This is a genomic window from Clostridium sp. Marseille-P299 (genome assembly GCF_900078195.1).
Classification (GTDB): Bacteria; Bacillota; Clostridia; order Lachnospirales; family Lachnospiraceae; genus Lachnoclostridium.
The window spans coordinates 271,420-296,738 of record NZ_FJVE01000007.1 but is presented as its reverse complement, the minus strand read 5'-3'; the positions used below and the strand labels follow the sequence as shown (position 1 = coordinate 296,738).

Annotated in this window: 24 protein-coding genes and 3 tRNA genes; all 27 read right to left on the bottom strand. The window is 33.4% G+C overall.

The genetic code is table 11. From position 1 onward, the window contains the following. Window positions 1-26: 26 nt before the first annotated feature. Window positions 27-1,085, bottom strand: a complete 1,059-nt coding sequence (locus BN4220_RS09540; protein WP_066715677.1) for a type II secretion system F family protein — start codon at window positions 1,083-1,085, stop codon at window positions 27-29. Between the two features lie 83 nt (window positions 1,086-1,168). Next, complete coding sequence (locus BN4220_RS09535; protein WP_347477137.1) at window positions 1,169-1,483, bottom strand: AzlD domain-containing protein; 315 nt, start codon at window positions 1,481-1,483, stop codon at window positions 1,169-1,171. A gap of 82 nt (window positions 1,484-1,565) precedes the next feature. Further along, entirely contained in the window at window positions 1,566-2,315 is a 750-nt protein-coding gene (locus BN4220_RS09530) for an AzlC family ABC transporter permease (RefSeq protein ID WP_066715675.1), read from the bottom strand. A 117-nt stretch (window positions 2,316-2,432) separates the two neighbouring features. Next, entirely contained in the window at window positions 2,433-3,368 is a 936-nt protein-coding gene (locus BN4220_RS09525) for a M14 family metallopeptidase (protein ID WP_066715674.1), read from the bottom strand. Beyond that, a complete protein-coding gene (locus tag BN4220_RS09520) occupies window positions 3,369-4,310 on the bottom strand; it encodes a M14 family metallopeptidase (protein ID WP_066715673.1) in 942 nt (313 codons plus the stop codon). A gap of 186 nt (window positions 4,311-4,496) precedes the next feature. Further along, on the bottom strand, window positions 4,497-5,888 hold the full coding sequence (locus BN4220_RS09515) for a uracil-xanthine permease family protein (protein ID WP_066715672.1): 1,392 nt from the start codon (window positions 5,886-5,888) through the stop codon (window positions 4,497-4,499). 212 nt (window positions 5,889-6,100) lie between these two features. Continuing rightward, window positions 6,101-6,637 (bottom strand): bifunctional pyr operon transcriptional regulator/uracil phosphoribosyltransferase PyrR, encoded by a 537-nt coding sequence (gene pyrR / locus BN4220_RS09510; RefSeq protein ID WP_066715671.1) that lies wholly within the window; start codon window positions 6,635-6,637, stop codon window positions 6,101-6,103. A gap of 227 nt (window positions 6,638-6,864) precedes the next feature. Then, a complete protein-coding gene (locus BN4220_RS09505) occupies window positions 6,865-8,721 on the bottom strand; it encodes an ABC transporter ATP-binding protein (RefSeq protein ID WP_066715670.1) in 1,857 nt (618 codons plus the stop codon). Next, the gene (locus BN4220_RS09500; protein WP_066715669.1) at window positions 8,721-10,457 is read right to left on the bottom strand and encodes an ABC transporter ATP-binding protein; all 1,737 of its coding nucleotides are present in this window, start codon (window positions 10,455-10,457) and stop codon (window positions 8,721-8,723) included. The genes BN4220_RS09505 and BN4220_RS09500 overlap by 1 nt, the downstream gene beginning before the upstream one ends. Window positions 10,458-10,724: 267 nt before the next feature. Then, on the bottom strand, window positions 10,725-11,186 hold the full coding sequence (locus BN4220_RS09495) for a MarR family winged helix-turn-helix transcriptional regulator (protein WP_066715668.1): 462 nt from the start codon (window positions 11,184-11,186) through the stop codon (window positions 10,725-10,727). 346 nt (window positions 11,187-11,532) lie between these two features. Beyond that, complete coding sequence (locus BN4220_RS09490) at window positions 11,533-12,183, bottom strand: hypothetical protein (protein WP_066715667.1); 651 nt, start codon at window positions 12,181-12,183, stop codon at window positions 11,533-11,535. Window positions 12,184-12,353: 170 nt separating this feature from the next. Then, a complete protein-coding gene (leuD, locus tag BN4220_RS09485; protein ID WP_066715666.1) occupies window positions 12,354-12,851 on the bottom strand; it encodes a 3-isopropylmalate dehydratase small subunit in 498 nt (165 codons plus the stop codon). Between the two features lie 123 nt (window positions 12,852-12,974). After that, window positions 12,975-14,240, bottom strand: coding sequence for a 3-isopropylmalate dehydratase large subunit (gene leuC / locus BN4220_RS09480; RefSeq protein ID WP_066715665.1), 1,266 nt, complete (start codon window positions 14,238-14,240; stop codon window positions 12,975-12,977). Window positions 14,241-14,344: 104 nt separating this feature from the next. Next, entirely contained in the window at window positions 14,345-14,683 is a 339-nt protein-coding gene (locus BN4220_RS09475; RefSeq protein WP_066715664.1) for a hypothetical protein, read from the bottom strand. Between the two features lie 260 nt (window positions 14,684-14,943). Further along, entirely contained in the window at window positions 14,944-16,029 is a 1,086-nt protein-coding gene (gene leuB, locus BN4220_RS09470; protein WP_066715663.1) for a 3-isopropylmalate dehydrogenase, read from the bottom strand. Window positions 16,030-16,220: 191 nt separating this feature from the next. Next, entirely contained in the window at window positions 16,221-16,556 is a 336-nt protein-coding gene (locus BN4220_RS09465) for a hypothetical protein (RefSeq protein WP_066715662.1), read from the bottom strand. 122 nt (window positions 16,557-16,678) lie between these two features. Continuing rightward, on the bottom strand, window positions 16,679-17,602 hold the full coding sequence (locus BN4220_RS09460) for a LysR family transcriptional regulator (protein ID WP_347477081.1): 924 nt from the start codon (window positions 17,600-17,602) through the stop codon (window positions 16,679-16,681). A gap of 2 nt (window positions 17,603-17,604) precedes the next feature. Then, window positions 17,605-18,687 carry an A/G-specific adenine glycosylase gene (mutY, locus tag BN4220_RS09455; protein ID WP_242867774.1) on the bottom strand — a complete coding sequence of 361 codons (1,083 nt, stop codon included), beginning with the start codon at window positions 18,685-18,687 and terminating at the stop codon, window positions 17,605-17,607. Window positions 18,688-19,081: 394 nt separating this feature from the next. Beyond that, window positions 19,082-19,153: transfer RNA gene (locus BN4220_RS09450), tRNA-Glu, on the bottom strand. Window positions 19,154-19,304: 151 nt separating this feature from the next. Beyond that, on the bottom strand, window positions 19,305-19,562 hold the full coding sequence (locus tag BN4220_RS09445; RefSeq protein WP_148401721.1) for a hypothetical protein: 258 nt from the start codon (window positions 19,560-19,562) through the stop codon (window positions 19,305-19,307). Between the two features lie 14 nt (window positions 19,563-19,576). Further along, window positions 19,577-19,711, bottom strand: coding sequence for a hypothetical protein (locus tag BN4220_RS20625; RefSeq protein ID WP_278280717.1), 135 nt, complete (start codon window positions 19,709-19,711; stop codon window positions 19,577-19,579). Window positions 19,712-20,185: 474 nt separating this feature from the next. Continuing rightward, window positions 20,186-20,257: transfer RNA gene (locus tag BN4220_RS09440), tRNA-Glu, on the bottom strand. 459 nt (window positions 20,258-20,716) lie between these two features. Further along, window positions 20,717-20,788: transfer RNA gene (locus BN4220_RS09435), tRNA-Glu, on the bottom strand. 117 nt (window positions 20,789-20,905) lie between these two features. Continuing rightward, window positions 20,906-21,544: a response regulator transcription factor gene (locus BN4220_RS09430; RefSeq protein WP_242867773.1), complete on the bottom strand. Its 639-nt coding sequence runs from the start codon at window positions 21,542-21,544 to the stop codon at window positions 20,906-20,908. A 167-nt stretch (window positions 21,545-21,711) separates the two neighbouring features. Next, window positions 21,712-22,860 (bottom strand): sensor histidine kinase, encoded by a 1,149-nt coding sequence (locus BN4220_RS09425; RefSeq protein WP_082812251.1) that lies wholly within the window; start codon window positions 22,858-22,860, stop codon window positions 21,712-21,714. 127 nt (window positions 22,861-22,987) lie between these two features. After that, complete coding sequence (locus BN4220_RS09420) at window positions 22,988-24,139, bottom strand: ABC transporter permease (RefSeq protein ID WP_066715658.1); 1,152 nt, start codon at window positions 24,137-24,139, stop codon at window positions 22,988-22,990. Window positions 24,140-24,246: 107 nt separating this feature from the next. Further along, window positions 24,247-25,305: an ABC transporter permease gene (locus tag BN4220_RS09415; RefSeq protein WP_066715657.1), complete on the bottom strand. Its 1,059-nt coding sequence runs from the start codon at window positions 25,303-25,305 to the stop codon at window positions 24,247-24,249. Between the last annotated feature and the right edge of the window lie 14 nt (window positions 25,306-25,319).

The following is a 25,319-nucleotide window of genomic DNA, read 5'->3' as shown; positions in this document are numbered from 1 at the left end:
CAGCTATTCTTCACCCTCATTATTAGTTAACCAACAGAGGAAATCATACTAACAAGTGGTAACATTACAGAGATAAGAACTCCACCAACCATCACGGTCAAACATACAACTAAGATTGTTTCTATCATAGTGGATAATCTGCTTAATTTATTTGTCGTTTTTACATTGTATTGTTCACTTAACTTAGAAAATGCAGAGTCTGTTGCACCTGTCTTTCCTGCAACACTAATCATTCTACTCTCCATACCAGCAATTAAACCAGTCTCTTTGATTGCTTCTTCAATAGGAATGTTCTCTTTTACTTTCTCTTGACATGCAACTATTTTTTCTTTTACCTTATTATGATCTGTAATATCCTTTACAATTTCTAAAGCTTCATCCATATTGATTCCACTAGAAATCATTAACGACATGCCTGAAATAAATTTCCCAATTGCAATTTCTTCTGACAATTTATTAGTAAATCTAATCTTTCTGACAAGATTTTTTAATGCTTTATCACCATGTTTTGTCCTCTTCCATAATAGTGTAACAACAATAAATACCATAATAATGCATGTAATAATAGCGATTACAGTTCCAGCAGTAATACCAACTGTCATCATCTGCTTGGTTGTTGCTGAAATCTCTGCATTTAATTCAAGAAACATATTTTCAAATAAAGGTAATATCTTCCACACAAGAGTCAGTATGATTATGGACATCATACAATATAAGATGATTGGATAAGTAATTGCATTACGAATGCTTACCTTTACATTTGTCTCTCGCTCATAGTAAGCTGCTAAGGAGTGCATAACCTCTTCTAATTTACCGGAGTACTCACCCACCTTAACCATATGTATCATATATTCTGGAAAGGATTCCACTTTTAAAAGTGCTTCATGAAGTGACATATTATCTTTCATATAAATTGTTAATCGTTCCAATACTTCTTTTGTCTTCTTATCTTCCATCTCTTGATAAAGCATATCTATGCCATCATAGAGTGGTATTCCACTATTTAAGAGCATTGCAATCTGTTCGCAAAATACGGATAATTCTTCAGAAGAAAATTCTTTATTCTTTTTTACTTCTCGATTCATCCTAAAATATCACCTCCATTTTTATCCTAATGTTATTTTTTTATACTTTATTTTATCATTTTTGTCAAAATAATTCAATCATATCAACAAAATGCGACAACCAAAAATTGTGATAAATACACGGTAATAACCGCACCAATGGCTACAATAACAAGACTTTTTTCCTTCCAAGCTAAAAACAAAGCTACAGCTAAACCACAAGTTGCTGTAACGACATTCCCTGTTGAGGTAAATACATCCGGAAATGTTAATGCTCCAAGCACTGCATAAGGTACATATTGTAGAAATGATTTTATGAAGTTTGATTTTATTTCTTTTCGAAAAATCGTAATTGGTAAGGCTCTTGGTATATACGTTACTACTGCCATTAAAATAACAGCAATCAATTGTTTTTGTATACTCATAATCTTTTGTTACCTTTCATCTTTCATATTTCATTTTCGTTTATGTAATAAATATTCATTTTCTTCCTATGAAAAATTAATCGTTAATATCGGTGACATGATTTCCATCTTCTTTTGTTTCCTCCATAGGAAATAAAATTGCACCAATGGATGCAGCAAGAATCGTTGCAATAATAACTCTTAACCCACCCGATATAAAAGAGAATAAGGCAATATATTTTAAGCTGCACATAATTATTACAGATAATACTACAATTATAACAACAGCCTTTGATTTCTTTGCTGGGGGTACAATGATTGCTATAAACATTGCATATAAAGCAATTCCCATTGCATTTGCAAGACTCACTGGTAACGACGAACAAATCATCGCACCAAGTACAGTACCAAGCGTCCAACCACAAGCTGGTAACAAAATAAGTCCAAACATATACTCAAATGATAATTTACCTGATTCTAATGAAGCTACGGTAAATGTTTCATCTGTAATACCAAAAGAAAATATAAGTCTTTGCCAGAGTTTTGTTTTACTCTCAATTTTCTGAGATAAGGATAATGACATTAACATATAACGAAGATTTATTATAAACGTTGTTAATGATATTTCAAAAAATCCTGCGCCTGCTAATATTAAATTCGTACCTGCAAACTGTCCTGCTGAGGTAAGATTACTGAATGAAATAAAAATTGCAAGCCATACAGGAATCCCTCCTGATACAGCCATTAATCCAAAGGTAAAGGAAACAGGGATATACCCTAACGCAATTGGCAACCCCCGTTTAATACCATAATAAAATAATTTTTTATTCTTTTGTTCTAGGAACATAGCGACCCCTTTGTCCTTCCTATTTATAAAATACTTTGTTGAAACTACCTGCTATTTTTCGATTATGAAACGTAGTTTTAAATAGATATAACCTACGAATTATGCAAGTTTATCACTTTACTCATGCAATCTACGAATCATTCGATATACCGTGCAATTTTGTATTACCAGTGGCTTACTATGAGCAAAGAAAATAATTCCATCACTTGGCGAAATGATTTGAGAGATTACTTCACCTTCAATTGGATCTACAATTTCAGCTAAAATATCCCCAAATTTAACCTCATCCCCTGGTTGTTTTAAAGGACGATAAATACCAGATACGTCTGAAGTAATCGGCATAAGTGAATCCTCATCAAGCATAGTTGCAATAAATCCACTATGGCAATTATACTTTATAATTCCCATCCTAGTTAAAAAACGTAAGACTGAGGACACTGCTTGCCTTGCTGATTTTTCATCAATGCTTGATGTCATTGGTGTGTACACTGAAAAAGCATTGGTTCCATCCATTTGCCAACAATAGTTTAAGGTACCTGTATCAAAAGGATGTGGCTTTTTTGTAACTACATAAGGTAGGCCAAATAAATTGGCTAAACTTAAATTCTGTTTTCCAGTATCCATCATTCGCACATGAGGTATGAATTCGCCAGGAGTATGAAAACTTGCAAATTGTATCCCATAGCTATAACCTTTCACTGCTTCAAATACATTTGCTGCAATACGCTCTGTTGTCTCCCCATACTCATCTCCAGGAAACATTCGATTGATATCGGATTTATCCATTGCCCAAAAACGTTTCTCTATATTGATAGAGAATTGATTTAATGTTGGAATTACTAGGATTTCATTATTGTTTAGAATTGCTCCAGTCTTCTCAAGACGAGAAAGTTCTTTAATTAACTGAGAACATATGTAGAGCTGTTGTATTTCATTTCCACGTGTCGGCCCAACAATGCAAGCTGCCTTATCACCTCTACCAAAACGAAATCCAAAGATATGCATATCATCACGAAACGGTGATTTCACGGTATGTATTACTTCTTGAAACATCTATTCACCTCCTAAAATTCTTGCAATCAATGATCCTTTATAGACAACTGGATATTCACGTAGTGTGAACACCATTCCATCGCAAGGAGCAAGGATTTGCTGCTCAACTTTGCCAGATAAGCTATTTACGATTTCTCCAACCATTTCTCCTTTTCGTATTCCCATCCAATGTTCGACACTAGGTAAAAAAATCCCAGAGGCTTCTGCATGTATTAAACTAACCTTATCTTTATCTGTAGATATCGTGGGTTCTTTCGGAGTAATGACGTCTCCTTGCCATATTCCAAGTTCCTTCATCAAACAAAAAATTCCTTCTAGCAATTGATCACCAAATTGCTTTGTAATTCTCATTCCAACTCCCATTTCAACCGAAAGCGTTGGAACTCCTATGGAATTTAAGCTATCATATAAACTTGCTGCTTGTACGGTTGGTGAAGAATGCACCCAAATAAAATCTGTATTCAAAAGTTTTGCGTATGGCAGTAAGTTAGCTTCTTGCTCTTTTCCCAAACGTACCTGTGGTATTTCACGTAAAAATATATTACTCGCATGTAAATCCAAACAAAAATCAGCCCCAGAAACGTCCTCCATTAGCTTTGCCGCTGCATATTCAGACATATCTCCTTCTAAATTTCCCGGGAAACTACGATTCATATCTAAATCAAAGGTTGGTATTCTTCTAGTAATTGATTCCATACCAAGAGGATTGACACATGGGTAAACATCTACGATTCCAGATAGCAAATCCATGTTCTCTTGTATGCGCCTGATCAATTCATAACATATATATTGCCCTTCTAATTCATCCCCATGGATTCCTGTTACTATGCAAATACGTTTCAGTTTATCTTTCATATTTGCATTTAAAGGTTCAAGGCTATTCTTTTTTATATGTAAAGTTTCTAACACCGGTAGACCAACTGATACAACTGTTTTTATCATCAATATCCCTCCGTTAAAATAGGTCAAAGCACAAAAGATCTGCTTTGACCACTATCTTAAATATTTTACTACATTTCACTACTATCGTAAAGCGCTAAAGAAATTTGGTTAATAAATATCAAAAAATATGGCTACCACATTTATTTATCCTCAAACAAATGTGATAGCCACTATTAATATTAACTCTTATTCGTTTTCTACTTTTTCTTTCTTTTCTCCAATCCCCATAAGAAGATTTAAAAGGATACCGAAAATTGCTGCACCAGCGATACATGGAATTTCAAGACCAAAGAATGGAATGTTTCCACCAAATCCATATTGTCCACCAAGACCAATAATCATAATAGTAGCAATTACAGAAATATTTCTTGAACTAAATAAGTCAACTTTTTTCTCTACCATGATTGCAATACCTTGCGCTGCAATCGCACCAAATAAGTATACTTCTAAACCACCGATAACAGCTGTTGGAATAGAATAAATTGCATTTACAAGTGGTGTAAAACAAGAAATAATCATTGCAATAACAGCTGCTCCCATTAATACTGGGATAGAGAATACTTTTGTGATTGCCATTGCACTAATATTTTCACCATAGTTTGTACCAGCTGGTCCACCAACCATACCAGATACGATATCGCCAATACCATCACCGATTAAGTTAAGACCGAGCTTGTCAGCGATGTTAAATCTTTTACTAGATCCTTTTTTCTTTGCTAAATCATTTACATAAATATCAAGCTGATATACATGTGCAGTAGATTCAGGAATTGTTGCAATTGCAATTGGCATAATTGCCGCTACTGCCATCCAATTTGCTTTTGGCAAAGTAAAGGTAGGAAGAGCGAAAATACCATTTCCTGTCTCTGGTAATACTTTAAATAAATCAATACCTGTTACTAATTGTATAATAAATGCAGTGATACAACCAAGAAGTGGACCAAGTAATAATGGAACCTGTCCAAGCATTCCTTTTAAATGTACCGAAAACATTACTGTTGAAATTAACGTTACTAAGGAAATAATCCAAGCCATATTGCTAGCTAGTGCGATTTGAGATTCAGAAACGCCAATAGTTCCTGCAGTATCAATTGCGATAGAAGCTGCATCCTGTAATGCATTTCCAGCAAGGGTTAAACCAATTACCATAGCAATAGGACCTGTTATAGAAGCAGGAAGAATTTTTTCTACGGCATCTCTACCAAAACGAGTTACGATAAATCCGGCAATAATTGAAATAAAACCAGACATTACAATACCAAACTGAGCAATTGCAATTTTATCATTTAATCCATAACCTGCAAGTGCTTCAGAACTCATTAACCCACCAATTGCTGCTACATAAGAAAAGCTTGAGCCATAATATAGTGGGATTTTCTTCTTTGTTACAAAAAGGAAACAAATTGTTGCTAAACCACTTGCAAAAATTGTAGTCGAGATATGAAATCCTGTAATAATCGCTACTGCAACCGTAGCAGGGAACATTACAATTACTTGTTGAATTGCATATAATACTAATTTCCATAATGGTGGGCGTTCATCTGGCAAATACCCAACAACCTGCTTATTCTTTTCCATAAAAACTTCCTCCTGAGATATGTGTTGTTTGGTAACTATTCAAGACTACGTCCTTCATAGTCACAAGATGCACACAAATCATAAAATACATGTGATTTGGCGCAAGCTATTCTCGAGATTTTGCAATACATGCAAAACACCTCGCGGGATACCACCTACTGAATAGTTACGTTATTTGTTACATAGAATGTTACTTTATGTCCCTCACATTCTTATCTGTCGTACAACCTAACTCCTGTTTCATTATCACACTCCTTAAAGTGCACACCAACAAGTTCTAGCTTCGATGTTGGTATATTTTTTCCAACAAAGTCAGGTCTGATTGGAAGTTCCCTATGTCCACGATCGATTAATACAGCAAGTTGTATTTTCGCTGCTCGTCCATTTTCCATGACTGCCTCCATTGCAGCTCTAGCGGTACGTCCTGTAAATATAACATCATCCACAAGAACTACGTTTTTACCAGCTACTGAAAATGGAATTTCCGTCGCATTAAGAACTGGGTCTTCCTTCTCTTTTGTTAAGTCGTCTCGATATAAAGTGATATCCAATATACCAAGATCAAGTGTTACCCCTTCAATTGCTTCAATTGCTTTCACAATCTTCTTAGCAAGTGGGACTCCTCTGGTTTTAATACCAATAATACATAAATTTTCAGTTCCTTGGTTTTTCTCAAGAATCTGATGAGCAATACGGACAATGGTACGTTCTACTGCACTCTCATCCATGATTTGCGCTTTTAATTTCATTAAGCTCGTCCTTTCTACCGATGGTAAAACCATTCACGTCATGATAAAAAAAAATCTTGTCTGTATAACCAGACAAGATTATTATTAACATAAAATAAGGCATAGTACTCCCTAACCTATGTATGACATCTTTCTGGCATCTCTGTACCAAGCTTAAAAATATCTACCTCGGCCATTGTATCATACAAGTTTATGTTAAGCAATATTAAATTTTTATAAATTTTTTATTAATCCAATTCTAGTAAACCAGTGTATAGATTATAATATCTACCTTTTAGTGCTAACAACTCTTCATGTCTACCACGCTCAATGATTTCACCTTGCTCAAGCACCATAATTGCATCTGCATTACGTACCGTTGAAAGACGATGTGCAATGATAAATGTTGTTCTCTCCTTCATTAAACGGTCCATTCCACGTTCAATATGTTTTTCTGTTCTAGTATCAACGGAACTAGTAGCTTCATCAAGAACTAGAATTGGTGCTTTTGAAAGTGATGCTCTTGCGATATTAAGAAGTTGTCGCTGTCCTTGGCTAAGATTTGCCCCATCACCTTCAAGCACTGTATCATAACCATTACTAAGTCTCATAATGAAAGAATGGGCACTCGCTGTTTTTGCAGCTGCTTCCACTTCCTCATCGGTAGCATCCAAACGTCCATAACGAATATTTTCACGAACGGTACCTGTAAAAAGATGTGTATCTTGAAGTACCATTGCAATATTTTTACGTAAGCTGTCTTTTTTGATATTTTTAATTGGAATTCCATCAATTGTAATGGTTCCAGAATTGATATCATAAAAACGATTTAATAAATTAGTAATTGTAGTTTTACCAGCACCTGTTGAACCAACAAACGCAATTTTTTGCCCTGGTTTTGCATAAAGTGAAATATTCTTTAAAATTGTTTTATCTTCGTTATAACCAAAGCTTACATCCTTTAATACAACTTCTCCCTTAATTCCTTCTAGCTCTACTGCGCCTTCTACATCATCACTTTCTGGTTCCTCATCCATAATAGAAAATACTCGTTCTGCACCAGCTAAGGCTGAAAATAAAGTATTAACCTGCTGTGATAATTCATTAATTGGCCTACTAAATTGTCTGGAATAGTTTGCAAATACTGTCAATCCACCAACATCAAAGTTTCTAGTAATACACAATACGCTACCAACGCAAACTGTTAGTGTATAATTTATCTGACTTAGATTTCCTATCACTGGTCCCATAATTCCACCAAAAAACTGGGCCTTTGTTTGTTTATCTTTCAATTCTTTATTCAGTACATCAAATTCTTCTAAGACCTTATCTTCATGACAAAAAACTTTAATTTCTTTTTGTCCTGTGACATGTTCTTCAATATAGCCATTGATTGCCCCAATTGCCGCTTGCTGGCCAACAAAGTATTTTCTACTTCGTTTTGCTAATATACCTGCTGACTTTGTTATTACAGGTAGCATAAGTAATGTTACTAAGCTTAACCAGAAATTTGTATATAACATTAAAAATAGTGTTCCGATGATTGTAATGGTTCCAGAAAAAATTTGTACTACAGTATTGTTTAGCATTTCGCCAATGGTATCAACGTCATTGGTAAAACGACTCATCAATTCTCCATGATTATTCGTGTCATAAAAACGTACTGGCAATTTTTGAACTTTACAAAATAGATCATTTCTTATTGTCTGCAAAGATTTTTGGGATATTCCAATCATAATTCTTTGCTGCATATAACTTGCAATTACGCTAACTCCGTAAATACAAGCCATAAGTAATAGCTTTTTAACTAACGAAGCCGTAGCTGATAACAAAACAGCCGATTTATCAGCACTTACTTGATACTCAGAAAAACTATCTCCAAGCCCATTAATGATTGGTCTTAACATATAAGAGCCAGATAAATTCGCTACTGTAGCTAATATTACACAAACGAATACCAAAAAGAGCTTTAATTTATCATGCTCTAAATATTGAAACAAACGTTTTAACGTTGCTTTTGTATCCTTTGGTTTTCCACCTGGGCCATGTCCTTTTGGTCCTGGACCAAATCCCTTAATTGCGGATGCTTGATTTTCTTTACTCATTACCCTACCTCCTTTTCATTCTCTTTTTGCGAATAATAAATTTCTTGGTAAGGTCCACAGTTTTTCATTAATTCATCATGTTTACCGATTGCAACAATTTTACCTTCATCCATTACGATAATGTTATCTGCATCCATTACAGAATTGATGCGTTGTGCAATAATAAACTTAGTTGTATCCTTTAATGCTCCTTTAAAACTTTCCCTAATCTTTGCTTCGGTTGCTGTATCTACAGCACTTGTACTATCATCTAAGATTAATATTTTAGGCTTCTTTAATAAAGCTCTTGCAATACATAAACGCTGTTTTTGTCCACCGCTGACGTTAACCCCGCCTTGCTCTAACTCTGTCTCATATTTGTCTGTAAATAGTGATACAAAGTTATCTGCTTGTGCACTAATTGCTGCATCCTTAATCTCTTCATCTGAGGCTTTCTCATCACCCCATTTTAGGTTTTCCTTAATGGTTCCTGAAAATAATACATTCTTTTGTAATACCATACCGATGCCATTACGTAGATTTTTAAGTGAATAATCTTTTACATTGATACCATCCACTAAGACTTCACCTTCATCTACATCATAAAGTCTTGGAATTAACTGCACTAAACTTGTTTTACCACTACCAGTTGATCCTATAATACCAATGATCTCTCCTGGATTTGCAGTAAAATTAAGATGTTCAAGTACCGTTGTTTCCCTATCTTTATAGTAACGGAAGGAAACATTTTTAAACTCAACCTTTCCTTTTGTTACTTTAGCATCTTTCTTTGTTGCCACTTCATCTGTTAAATCAATCTTAGTATCTAGCACTTCACTAATTCGATTTGCACTTGCTAAAGCACGTGAACTTTGCAATAAAATCATTGCTAACATCATAAGTGACATTAAAATTTGAACAATATATGTGGTAAATGCCATTAAATCCGCAACGTCCATATCACCTACTAAGATTTGCTTTCCACCGAACCAAACAACAGCTAATGTGGTAATATTCATTGCAAGAGACATTAAAGGCATATTAAAGATAACTATTTTAAAAGCGCTCATACCAGCATCTTTAAGCTCCTGATTGGCTTTTGCAAACTTTTCCTCTTCATAATCTCCTCTTACAAAAGATTTTACTACTCGAACATTAGTTAAACTTTCTTGAATCGTAGAGTTTACCTTATCAATTTTCGTTTGCATAATTCCAAAACGAGGATAGGCAGTTTTAATCAAAATAAATAAGCTAATTGCTAACACTGGAACAACAATGCAGATAACTGCTGCTAATTTTAAATTAATTGTAAATGCCATAATAATCGCTCCGATTAACATACCTGGTGAGCGAAGTAACATAATAAGTGCCATACGGATTACATTCTGAAGCTGCGTAATATCATTGGTTAATCTTGTTATTAGAGATCCAGTACTAAATGTATCTATATTAGCAAATGAGAAATCTTGTACTTTTTTAAATGCATCTTTTCTTAACAGATAAGAAAAGCCATTGGCTGCCTTTGTGCTAAAGTAGCCACCTCCAACGCCTCCACACATCATTATTAGAGTTGTTACGATCATAACCAGTCCCATTCCTAAGACATAACTTGTATTCTTTGGAACAACACCATGTTTAATGATGAGTGACATAAAATATGGTAATAAAACTTCACCTAACACTTCAGTCAACATTAAAATTGGTCCAATAATAAAGTACCAAAGATTGGGCTTTATATACTTTACATATCGTTTCATGTTTTACCTTTTTTAAAGGGTGAATCACACTTATGTATATTATTTTGCGATTTTCCCTTAACCTTTCTATTTATTTTGATTCACTTGATTTTTGATTTCTTGTGTTTTATATACTTGCGTTTTACTTACATCAATTCTGTTTACTTGTATTTTGTTTCTTATCTTTAACTGCATCAGTTTTACTAACATCTGTTATTTTAATGTGTTTTGTTTCTCGTGGTGTCTTTTCACGTATTTGGTAACATATTTTTCTGTGTATTAAACACGTTATTTTGTATCCTTACTGGATAAATCAATTTCACCAAGGTTCTTTTTTATTCGTATCATAAAGTCTTGCAATTGTAATAATTCCTCCACAGAAAAATCCTGAAACATAACCTTATCAATGGATTGAAAAATTCGAATGCTATCTTTTACAATCGTTCCCCCTTTTTCTGTGATTTCTATCTTATTGAAGCGATTATCGTTTTCATCCACTATTTTTTCAATATAGCCACCCTTTTCGAGTTTTTTTAGTGATACAGCAACCGTTGCAGGAGTGACTTCCATGCCTTCTGCAATTTCCGTTTGTGATTGATTTAAATGCCTTGAAATATACATAAGTAACTGGTGTTGGCTACGGTAAACACCAGTTTCTTGTAAGCTTTGTTCTACAATTCGCCTATGAGCATGATTCGCACTTCTAAATTCTTTCACTGTCTTTCTTAAAAGTTCCTCTGACTTATCCATTTTTTTATTTGTCCTTTCTCTTAGATTTTGCGTATTAATATGATAATCAATATAATATATACCTAAGCAATAATTAGTGGCTAACTTTTAACTAAGTAATTATTAGCTACATAATAATTAGCTATATAATTATTAGTTAAATAATTATTAGCTAGCTAATTATTAGTAAGCTAACTCTCTATATTATAGTATACTATTATTGTTTTTACAAGTATTTCTTACAACATTACTTAAATAACACAATACGAATCATTCATATCATTCACACAAAACATATGCAAAAATCATTGTGTGAATGATACGTTTTTAAATTACTTAAAGGGATTATAAAATAGATACAAAATAATTATTCTATTTTAATAAAAGAATCTTCCATCCATTCATAATTGCATTGTATCCACGAACTTTCCATATTATTATAATAAGAATAGGTAAAAGAAGTTGGTGAGGTTTTTTCTAATAATATCGAGAAGGAATGATCTGATACGAATATATTTGTATTTAGATCTATAATATTCCCCTCATTATCGATAGAAAACATTTCAAAGGTATTCCCATTGCTGCTCCCCCATTGTCCAATTGTAAAATCAGGATTCCCATCGTTATTATAATCATCAAATTCAAGATTAAAAAGAGAACCAAAATTCAACAAGGTCTCATTCCCTATGTTAAGGGGAGTTACAGACATCGGACTGTCATACTCATTCTCCTCACGATAAACTCTTATCTGATACTCTCCGTTCCAATTACTCCCGTAAAGACCTCCACCTAATGTTTCAAAAAAATACCTGCCTTTCGTCATTTCAATATTTACATAAACATAAGACCCATCTTTAAGCATGACACTATTATGAGATACAACGATTGGTGATTCAATTTGTATTGGCTCATTAGTACTTAACTGCTTATGATATGATATAAGACGAAATCCCCCTAGAAACATCCCAGCAATCACTAGAAGCACTAAGACGTATTTATATATTTTTCTATTAACCACGATTTTCCCTCCAATCTTAAAGTAATCAATAAGTATAATAAATCTTTAAATATAATATACCAAAAAAAGGATTATTTTAAAATGGGTATAATTTCGAATTCCATTTTAAATAATCCTTTTATAAGTTCCTATTCTATTTTACGGCATTCCTTTATAACGGATGCATGAAATCAATTTGATGCATTCTGCTGATTGATGTAATTCATCAATCCTTCTGCTTTTATTATTTTTTGCATAAACTCTGGAAATGCCTGGCCTTGATATTCTGTTCCTTTGGTTATGTCATAAATCTTTCCACTATCAAAGTCAATTTCGACTTCATCTCCAGCTTCTATTGCTTTTGCAGCCTCTGGACATTCGATAATTGGAAGTCCTATATTAATTGCATTTCGATAAAAAATTCGAGCAAATGTTTCTGCTATAACACAGCTAATTCCTGCTGCCTTAATCGCTATTGGTGCGTGTTCTCTAGAAGAACCACAGCCAAAATTTTTATTGGCTACCATGATATCACCAGGTTTCACACGATTTACAAAGTCTTTATCAATATCCTCCATGCATTTTTTCGCAAGCTCTTTTGGATCGGAGGAATTTAAATATCTAGCAGGGATGATAACATCCGTATCTACATTATCACCATATTTATGTACTGTTCCATGCGCTTTCATAACACAATCTCCTTTTCGTTACGTTCTGAACTTTACATTAAGCCATTTCGTTTACAACACTTAAATTTAAGTTCCATTGATTATGATTTCCAAACAAGTAAAGGTGTTACTTTAGACGTGCATCTAGATTCCAAGTTCAGAAGGCTCACTAATCTTTCCAGTTACCGCACTTGCCGCTGCAACTGCTGGGCTTGCTAAATATACTTCTGATTCTACATGTCCCATACGTCCAACGAAATTACGATTTGTTGTTGAAATCGCTCTTTCTCCAGCTGCTAAAATACCCATATGACCACCTAAACATGGACCGCAAGTTGGTGTACTTACAACTGCTCCAGCCTTTATAAAAGTTTGAATCAAACCTTCTTCAATGGCTTGAAGGTAAATTGCTTGTGTTGCTGGGAAAATAATTACACGCATTCCTGGTGCTACTTTACGACCTTCTAAAACTTTTGCCGCTGCTCTTAAATCACCAATTCTTCCGTTGGTACAAGATCCGATAACAACCTGATCGATTTTCACTTCTCCTGCTTCTTTTACTGTTTTCGTATTTTCAGGAAGATGTGGGAAAGCTACAGTTGTTTCTAATTCAGATAAATCAATTGTATAAGTTTCATCATAGATTGCATCTTCATCTGCTTCATATACTGTATACTCTTTTGTAGAGTGTTCTTTCATATACTCTATGGTTAATTCATCCACTGGGAAGATACCATTTTTAGCGCCTGCTTCAATTGCCATATTAGCAATTGTAAAACGATCATCCATTGTCAAATTCTTAATTCCATCCCCAACAAACTCCATAGATTTATATAAAGCGCCGTCGACGCCTATCATTCCAATAATATGTAAAATAATATCTTTTCCACTTACCCATTTCTTTGGCTTACCAGTAAGTACGAACTTGATTGCAGATGGTACTTTAAACCATGCCTTACCAGTAATCATACCAGCTCCCATATCTGTACTACCAACGCCTGTTGAAAATGCTCCTAAAGCTCCATAGGTACAAGTATGTGAATCTGCTCCGATACAAGTCTCACCTGCAACGATTAAGCCTTTTTCAGGAAGAAGTGCATGTTCAATCCCCATTTCACCGATTTCAAAGTAATTCGTAATATCATGAGCTTTTGCAAACTCTCTTACGCACTTACAATGTTCTGCGGATTTGATATCCTTATTTGGTGTAAAATGATCTGGTACTAACGCAATCTTATCCTTGTCAAATACCGTCTTTTTATTTAATTTTTCAATTTCATGAATTGCTACTGGACCAGTAATATCATTTGCAAGAACCATATCAAGACTTGCTTCAATTAATTGACCAGCACATACAGATTCTAATCCTGCATGTGCCGCCAAGATTTTTTGTGTCATCGTCATTCCCATGTGAAATCCTACCTTTCTTGTACCAAGTGCACTTAATAAAGAATTAATTAATAGAGAACAAACTCATGGTAGAGGAAGCCTCAACGAATTAACACAACTCTTAATTAAGCACCTTTCGTTAATATGCTATAAACAAAGATAAAATATAAAATAAAACATATAACACACGCTAAAAAATGTGCCATCGGCAATTTTTCATGTTGTTTTCTTCCAACCGTGCTCATCTGACTTGACATGATAACTCGTAACATAACTGCCATCCCAAGTCCTAGTGTTATGACAAATAGAATTGGTAAAAGAACCAATAATATATTTGCACAGATTGTTATTGCTGAATAAAATGCCCCACCTTGTTCTGCATTGTTAGCAATAAATGTTGTGACAAAAAATAAGATTGTCATTGGTACCAAAATAAATGATAATTTCTTAATCGCGTTTGCCATTGTTACCTCCAATTTTGCATTTATTAAGTCCTTATCATATTATCACAGAATATGTATGTTTGCATTCGCAAATTAAATACTTAATAACAATTTTATAATTTCTGTCAGTTTTACATATAGCAAACTTATATTTTATAGCAATCAGATTAACTCATTACAACCTATGTTTTTATTATAATTGTATTTTAACTCATCACGAACTTATATTTGATAGCTATCACTTTATATTAATTACGAACTTATATCTCCTAACAATTCATTTATACTAATTCATTCGCAATTAAATTACCCATTTCCACAGTTCCAACAAGTGTGCATCCTTCTGACATAATATCAATGGTACGATATCCTTTGTCTAACACTTTCTTAACAGCATTTTCTATGCTATCCGCTTCTTTTTCTAAATCGAAGGAATAACGAAGCATCATTGCTGCTGATAAAATAGTTGCAATTGGATTTGCTTTATCCTGTCCTGCGATGTCTGGTGCTGAGCCGTGGCTTGGTTCATATAAACCTAATTTTGTTTCTCCAAGACTTGCAGATGCTAGCATACCAATGGATCCAGTAACCATGCTTGCTTCATCTGATAAAATATCACCAAACATATTTTCAGTAAGGACTACATCAAATTGTTTTGGATCTTTTACCATTTGCATTGCGCAGTTATCAACAAGCATATCACTAAGTGTAACCTCTGGATATTCCGCAGAAACCTCTTTTACTACCTCTCTCCACAATCTTGAAGTATCAAGTACATTTGCCTTATCTACACTACAAACTTTTTTATTTCTCTTCATCGCAACTTCAAATGCCCATCTTGCAATTCGTTTAATTTCATTTTCATCATAAGGCATGGTATCCATTGCTTTTCTAATTCCGTTTTCCGTGAAGGTTTTACGATCCCCAAAATAAACTCCCCCAGTTAATTCTCTAACAACTAAAAAGTCAAATCCATCCCCAATGATTTCATCTTTTAGCGGACATGCCTCTTTTAGCTGTGGAAATAATACTGCTGGTCTTAAATTACAGAAAAGTCCTAAGCCTTTACGTATGGCTAATAGGCCCGCTTCTGGTCTTAGGTGTGGAGGTAGGCTATACCAATTCGACTGACCAACATTTCCTCCTACCGCTCCAAGTAAAACCGAATCACTAGCTTTTGCTACTGCAAGTGCTTCTTCTGTTAGCGGTACCCCGTAGGCGTCAATTGAACATCCTCCCATTAAAATTTCTGTGTACAAAAAGGAATGTCCATAAATAGTTGCAATCTTATCTAGAATCTTTTTCGCTTCTCTTACTATTTCTGGTCCGATTCCATCCCCCGGAATTACTGCAATCTTGTAGTTCATGCTCTCATTTCCTTCCTGATTTATATTCTATTTGGATTATATCATAAGTATTCATATAAATAAAATACATAAAAAGAATGCTTAGTATAACTCTAGGTTATATTAAGCACTCTTTCTATATGTTCATGATTCAGTTGGTTTAACCATATCATTAGACTCAAGGAGAGAAAAAATATTAAATCATCAATTTCTTATATTCCATAATGAATGATGAATTTATTCTCTTCTATGGCCATGTCTATTACTTTGATCAATTCATCATATACATGATTATTTTTTGAAATTAATATTTTCCTAAACTTCATTAAAGATGACGGTGATATTAAAGTAATACCACAGTATGCTAGACCTTTTTCTGGCCGTTCCATATTATGATAAAATGTATCTAAATCCTCCAATTCAGGAAGTAATGGTCCAATAAAATCGTCATGCATAGAGATGCAATGATATTTATCAGGTTCATAACTTTCATATGCATTCGGGCTATTTGATAGTTTATCAATAATACCAAATTCATGTTTTGCCATATTTATCTCACATTCCTATATCCAATCAGCACATAATTTAAAATTAAGCTACATCAAGGGTTACTATAAAGTGTAAATGATTTTCATAGCACTCTTTGCTTTTTATACTTTACTTTTTTACTTTACTCTTTACTCGTTGCTCTTTGCCCCTTATAGAACTCGATGAACTTTAATGTAGAATCACTATATTGTTTCCCCAAACGATACGCAAAACCTACCTCTCTCGTTTCTATCGGTACCTCTAAGTCAATCTGAATCAGACTTCCATCCTCTAATTCATTTTTAACAAACTCCTTAATAACACATGCGATTCCAATCCCTGTTTTAGCAAATTCTATTAATAAATCCATATTACTTACTTCAAGAATTTGACCAGTCCGAATTCCGTTCTTTTTAAAATAATCATCAATAAACACACGGGTTATATTCTTCTCATCCAGCAACATTAAATTTGCTTTTTCAAATAGTTGCTGATTCGTTAGCATCTTTCCTTCTCGAATATCAAGATTATCAAGATAAGACCTAGTTGAAATGAAAACATCCTCGATAGTTCCTACGGAATAAAAGTCCAAATCTTTTCGAGGCTCTGGTTTTCCAATTAGTCCAAGATCTAATTTCCCCTCTTCTAATAATTCCAAGGTCTGAAACGTCGATTGACATTGTATCGTAAACCGTATATGTGGATGATTTGCAACAAATTCTTTTAAATATGGAAGAAGAAGATATTTACATAGTGTTGTACTTACACCTATTCTTATATGTCCAACACCTAGGGATTTGTTTCTCTTCATTAACTCTTCCCCTTCTTTTAATGTCTCAAAAGCTGCTTTCGTATGCTCATATAACTGTGCACCTTCCTCCGTTAGCTTTACCCCTCTGGAACCTCGAATAAATAGGCTAACGGATAGGTCCTGCTCAAGCTTTGCAATTGCTTTACTAATCGCAGGCTGGCTAATATATAATTCCTTTGCCGCTCCTGAAATACTACCAAGCTTTGCTACTGAATTAAAGATTCGATATGCAGACAGTGAAAAATCAATATCCATCCCTATTCCTCCAATTCTAACTCCAATTGTTGATTCCCAATACATTTACGATATGCATCAAAAGCAGTTGGTAAGGAGTAGATACTCTTTATCTCATCTTCATTTACCCATACTAAGTCTTTCATTGGTAGCTCTTTAATATCTTTTAATTTTAAATAATATCCTAACATATGCCACTCAATATGGGAAAAGATATGTTTTGCTTTCGTAAGCTTCGTTATCTCTTCCACTTTTATGCCTTGCTCTTGTAGATAATTTTCTACTTTTTCAAAGGACATCTTCTCATCTAGATTAGGAAATTCCCATAATCCAGCCAATAATCCTTTATCATCACGCTTATGAATTGCATAATTTCCTTGATACTCCATAACGAAAACTGTTTTATCTTCTAGCTTTCTTGCCTTTTTCGGTGGCTTTACGGGAAGTTGCATCTGAATCCCTTGTTTAAAGGCTTTACATAAATGCATGACTGGGCATTGTTCACATAAGGGTTTACCATTTGGAATACATACCGTAGCGCCCAACTCCATTAAAGATTGATTATAATCCCCTGGTCTTTCCTTCGTAATAACCTCACGTAAATCTGATTCCAATTCTTTTTTTACTTTATCTTTTGTGATATCGTCAAAGCTCCCAGCGATACGCTTCATAACACGTAATACATTCCCATCCACTGCTGGAACTGGTATTGAAAATGCGATGGAAGCAATTGCACCTGCTGTATAAGAACCAATGCCTGGAAGTTTTAATAATTTATCATAATCCGCTGGTAATTCGCCGTCGTGCTGTTCCATTACCACTATGGCTGCTTTTTTTAAGTTCCTAGCACGGCTATAATACCCTAAACCTTCCCATAGCTTCATTAATTTTTCATCATCTACTGCCGCAAGGTCTGCAATTGTTGGTAATTCTGTAATAAATCGTTCAAAATAGGATTTCACAGCTTCCACCCTTGTTTGCTGAAGCATAATTTCAGAAACCCAGACATAATAGGGTTTGGGATTTTCTCGCCACGGAAGAATTCTTCTATTATAGTCATACCAATGTAGTAAATATTCTATTGTTTCTGAATAATCGTATTTCAAAATATCCTCCATTCTAATTCACATAGTTAGTAACTTCTATTTGAGTAGATTCTTTTTAATTTAGCATCTATTAAATTCTAATTTCTTTTTAACCATAATTCTATTAAACATAACTTCTATTAAACATAACTTCTATTAACTATAATTTCTAATAACTATAACTTTTGATAATTATAATTTCTGATGGCTCTCTTCAAATATACATGACTTATCTAAAACAAAAAAGCCATCTGCTTAAACTAAGTATACCTCGTACCGTAACTAACGGAAAGTAAAATTTAATTTACTTTATTGTATACTAATTTCAAACAAATAGCTTTCCTTTTATTAACAACTCCAAGGGAATGTTAACCTGGGATTCAAATTCCCAAATTCAATTCTTCCCTATACTTAATGACTCCAAGGGGATTTGAACCCCTGTTACCGCCGTGAAAGGGCGGTGTCTTAACCGCTTGACCATGGAGCCGTTTCACTCAACGAAGTTAATTGTATCAGATGTTCGAACAATTGTCAACAATTTTTCATAACTTTTTTATTAACAAATTTTTCATGTTAATATTGCGATTTAGTGACTAGTATTTCACAGTAAATCTAATATTCACCTACCTCCAGACACTTCACATATCTTTTAACTGATAGGAATTAATCATTTTTTTAACACTTTTTAAAATCAATTTTCCACTATTAAATTCGACAGATTCTAAATCTCTTCCTTGTTGCATATCCAATATATTTCTAAAAGTGTTATTTGAATTTGCTATATAAAAATATATGTAAGATTCCTTTTCATCATCTAGATAAATTAAAAGCCCTGAGTCTGGTGATGCTTCTATTGTATCCGTAGCTTCCCAGACAAGATTATTTTCTATCTCCAAACCTTTCTTAACATCTACATTAAAAATTTCTTTTCCATTGATACTTTCAAATACAATTGTTTCATAGAAAGTAGGTTTAAATATATAATAGGAAAGCCCTGCAATGCACAACAAACAATAATAGTAAATAGTACAGTATATCTTTTCATGACATCCTCCTATACTAACACTAGATAATTAGAAACATTATTAATTTAATAAAATAGAGCTTATTAATTAATGCTATATGATTTTACACAATTTGTCAATTCAATAGTTAATTAATCTAATTAAGCTATGCATAGCATGCTTTTCAAATATTATAAGCAAACTTTTTCCTTATACCTCCCATTATTGCAGAAACTTTGGTGGTATTCTTACAAGCTTATGCAAATGATTATTATAACAATCTGCTCCTATCATTTGTGGTTGGCAAACCCACATCTATTATATCATAGGAGGTTTTTTACTTGGAGCTAAAAACAATTAGAGACAACACATAGCTAGTGCTTTATTTATATTGCGATACAACAAAAAAACCTCAAATATTCGACTGAATATTTAAGGTTTTCTTAATTTAATGACTCCAAGGGGATGTTGACCTGGGGTTCAAATCCCCAAATACAATTCTTCCCTATATTTAATGACTCCAAGGGGATTTGAACCCCTGTTACCGCCGTGAAAGGGCGGTGTCTTAACCGCTTGACCATGGAGCCGTTTCACTCAACGTTCATTATTCTAACAGATAGATTAAAATAAGTCAACACCTATTTTAAATTATTATTAATTTTTTTGTATTGTTTTTTTTAATATGTTTTTAAATCTTAATCGGGCATAAATAGAAACATTTAACATGCTTTATAAATTAACCTACTAACTATATTAAAAATTTTGGTTCATTCCCTAATTTAAATTCATTAACCCAAGAGAAAACCACTTTCAAGCTATTATATATCTTAACTTACAAGTTGATTATAGCAAAAAAAAGATATACCAGAACATAAACAAAATGTTTATGTTCCAGTACATCCTATACCGTTTATTTTCAATGACTCCAAGGGGATATTGACCTGGGGTTCAAATCCCCAAATGCAATTCTTCCCCATATTTAATGACTCCAAGGGGATATTGACCTGGGGTTCAAATCCCCAAATGCAATTCTTCCCCATATTTAATGACTCCAAGGGGATTTGAACCCCTGTTACCGCCGTGAAAGGGCGGTGTCTTAACCGCTTGACCATGGAGCCGTAACTCAACGTTCATTATTGTATCAGATAAGTAACTATAAATCAACAACAATTTTAAAAATAGTATAAACTTTTTTAAGATTTTTATTCTTGTATTAGAAATCATCCATTATTTTACTAGAAAGCGCCCTTTTCTTTTATGTATTCAATCGCGATTTGCGTACGATGTTCTAACCCTGTTTTATCTAATATAATACTAATATGATTTCGTACAGTGCCATCAGAGATAAATAAGCAATTACTTATTTCCTTATTTGAAAAACCTTTAGCGACATATGATGCCACCTCAAGTTCTCGTTCCGTCAAGTCTTTAAAGATAGACTTTTTATTATCCTTTGTTGTTTTATTCACCTGTGATGCTATATATTCAAAGATATCCTTTTGAAATACAGTTCCACCAGATGCAAGGACACGTATCGCAGATAGCAAACGCTTCGCCGGACTATTTTTTAAAATATATCCTGGCACTCCAATATTTATAGCACGTAAAATGAATTCTTCCTCATCAAAGGTTGTCAATAACAAAGGCATAGAAAGATTCTCTTTTATTAAGAAATCTGCAACATCAATGCCATCCATCTTGGGCATACGAATATCTAGCAAGGAGACATCTGGATGAGTATTTCTTGCTAGTGAAACTGCTTCTTCTCCATCGCATGCTATAGCAACAACCTCCATATCCTCTTGCATTTCTAATATCATCTTAAGGCCATCTCTTATAATTCCATCATCATCTGCTAATAAGACTGTAATCATATAATAATATACTTCCTTTCAATAAGGCTTAACAAAATGTGTCATTTCATCTTTCTAGGATTTGTTCAAAAGATAAAGCACGAATGCACCTAGGAAAATGCATTGAAATTAAAGCATGAATCTTTCTATTGTGTAACTTTCCACTTTTGTTATACAATTCATATGTTTTATTCACATATAAATATGTTTTTAATAACAAACCCCATCCTAGAATGTTCTATAAAAAATTTACCACCAGATTTAATCGTTCTCTCTTCCATTGCCTCTAATCCAAGTCCCATCGTTACGCTCTGCCCTTCTATGTACTCTGTTCCATTATCACGATATTCTACTGATAGCAACTTATTCATAGTAACTAGCTTTAAGGTAAATGCAGTGGCATTGGAATGCTTTAATAAGTTTGTTAATACTTCTTCCAAATTATCATGAATGCATTGCCATAGCACTATATTCACTCCTTGCATATTTCCTTGCTCGATTAAACTTGTAACAATTCCATGATTTCCTTTAAACTGTTCCAACTTCATTTTCAATTCGTTTAAACCAAGTTTACTTTTAATTGGTCTTTCTTCCTTAAGTGCGGCTCTAATATCATCCACACCTTCTCTAAGGTTTATAATGGACTTTTCTATGCCCTCTTTCGCCCTTTTACTGTCCTTATCTAACATCATCATAGACGCTTCTAACATTATAATACTCCCGGAGATTCCATGACCGATCTTATCATGTAGTTTTGCCGCTAAACGATTTCTTTCTTCTAACGCGGAGGAATATCGTAATGTTTTTATAAATCGATTATTATCTTTAATTTTTTCTTCAAACTGATATAACATCTCTTTTTGACTAAAAAAATCTTTACGATACTCTGCTACCTTTAAGGTTAAATATCGAATATAACATGTAAATAATATAATCATAACACAAATCGTGATGATAAAATAACTTGGTGTAAATATTAGAAATAATAATCCTAACATACACCCGAGTATCAAATAATACTTGTTATCTTGGGCAAATAAATCAATGCTTTCAGCGAAAAAAAGAACTAGAATCGGCATTAAGCTATTCGGATTCATTACCAAGCACAAAATGCATGCAAATAAATTAATAGCTGCAGAAGAAAATCGATATTTCCCCGTAATAGAAACAATAAATTGTACTGCTACCGCACAAGAAATAGCCAGAAATAAGAGAACAATTTTCTCTATCTTATCTCCAGCTTCTAACATTGTAACTATAGATGTAGCTAGGGCGACACATTTTACAACAACATACATCATTGATAATTCTTGCATGCTTTTACCTATGCCTTTCATCGTTTCTAACTACTTTTTATATCTCTACTAGAATTTAAAGTTTTCTATCCTTAGTTCCAACTACAACCTTAAATATTTTCTTTTATATTCTTACCTTTTATAATCTATCCTTTTTTATTCTTTTCTTTTATAATCTTCCCTTTTCCTTTTTTGCAAATTGCCCGCCTGAAATTAGCGTAAATAACAGGATAAAAAGAATTAATATCATACTATTTAGTCCCGGATTCACAGGTTTTTCTTCTGTGATATCTCGTAGTAATTGTACATACCAGTAATGTGGAACAATCCTGCTTAATCGCTCTATGAGTTCAGAACTACTTGGAACAGGAAAATATGCTCCTCCAAGAACAGGTCCAATAGAACAAAAAGCAATTATAATAGTTAATACAGAAGCCTTCGTTTTACATAACATTGCAACCATGAAACAAAATGCAACAGAAATCAAATTAAACATCATCATAAAGCTTACTAAAATATGATAAGGAATAATCTCCATAACTCCGTTCATTTTAAGAAACATAACAAATATAAGAATCGGTAAAAAACCTGTAACAATTGTATACGCAGTCGTTCCTAAGACATATTGCCAAACCTTTATTGGTGATACTTTAATCCGTTCAAATGTCCCACTTAATCGATCATCCATAATAACGAATGCCATACTAAGTCCTATAAAAAAAATAAACATACAATAAAACCCCGCTGCCAATAAAACTGCTGAAATTGCTTGTTCTTTTAAATCATCACTGACATAAGCGGATTGTACGTTTATTTCTATCTTTTGTGTCTGAAAAGAATCTAACAGCTGATGAAATAAATCAGTGTCACCCTTTGCTGTTTTAATTAATCCTTCCATCCCTTGCATATAGGAATCAATATACAGATTGATAAAAACTGCATTTTCATAATCATCTAACGAGGTAACTTCAAAAGCACCTAACGCTTGATTTTTAATTCCTTCCGATTCGTAATTTTTTGGTATCTCTATTATAACGCTTATTCTACGTTCAATCAATTCATTTGAAAAAAAGTCAAAATCTCCCTCAGTGGTTACTTCTATACCTAACTCCTCTTGGAAATATGCGATAAATGCTTCGGTTATTCTACTCCTATCATTCTCAATTACCGCTACTTTCACTGGTTTTGTTGAAAATTGCGTAAAATTCTTTGATGTCATATTTGTTACACTACATAAAACGAAAGCTGTGACAAGGGCCAAAAGTAAAGCAACTAGATTCCTTTTGATACTACTTTTCATAAATAATAAGCTATTTTTCATACTATTCTCCATGCTGCCGAAAGGCAGTTCAATTCTTTACACAAAGCTTTTTCTTTGCTTTTTTGCCAGCTAAAACCTTCCCTAACGTTTAACACCATAAATCCTGACTATCTCTCATCCTGCATTTTATTAAATTTAATTACACCAAATACAATAAAAATTATAGAAATTATCAGTTCAATTAAGATTATAAAAAGTATCTTTTCTTTTTTTGAAAATATAGTAAGTTCAAACGCTGCTTGTTGAAGCTGATACATTGGAATATATGGTGTTACCCCTTTAATATAAAGCTCTTTCGAGAATGTGCCGCTAAAAAACATCATTAACCAAAGAATTGGTCCAAACTTAATTAGTGGATTACCCTTTACAAATAAGCCCAAACTTACTCCTACGCAGCTTAAAGTCATCATTGATATGAAAAATAATAAAAATAACAATAGATTATCTATAATGTTACTGGCATAATGAACATTAAAAAATAAAGTTCCAACTATCATAATAACGCCAATCTCAACTCCTGAACTTAACATCGCACCAAACACTTTTTGCATAAAAATATTTGTACGATTCATGGGTGATACAATCAAACGACGCATGGTTTTATTTTTTATCTCATCCCCGAAACTTGTAAAGCAGCCTATTCCCCCTGCACAAACAACAAGTATAATCATGCTTACACCATAGTAATCCAGCATACTCCGATTTTTATCAAATTCTTTCTTTGTCGTAAAACTTTTTTTAATATCTACATTCTGTTGAGGCGCTTTCTTATTTTGTAGAAATCCATTAATGATTGCAAAGAAGGTTCGATTCTTAACTAGATTTTCACCTTCAAATAAATTAACATTATTACTATTAAATTCTATAAATGCATCTAATTCTTTCATAGCAACTTTGTTTTTCGCGCTATCCGCATTAAACGCTTCCGTAAATGTAATATTCCCAGACGCATTCATACTTGCAATAAAACCTTCTATCATTACAGTTTCACTAACATCAGTACCAATAATGTACTCCGCCTTTATTTTACCAACATCTGCATCTGCATAATCAAGATCTTCTAACATATTCCCCAAGAGCAAAATCATTGTAAGTGGAAAAACAACAAGAAAAAATAAATTCATATGATCTCTAAAAAATGCCTTGCATTCATTTAAAAATATCATCTCACCCTCTCCTT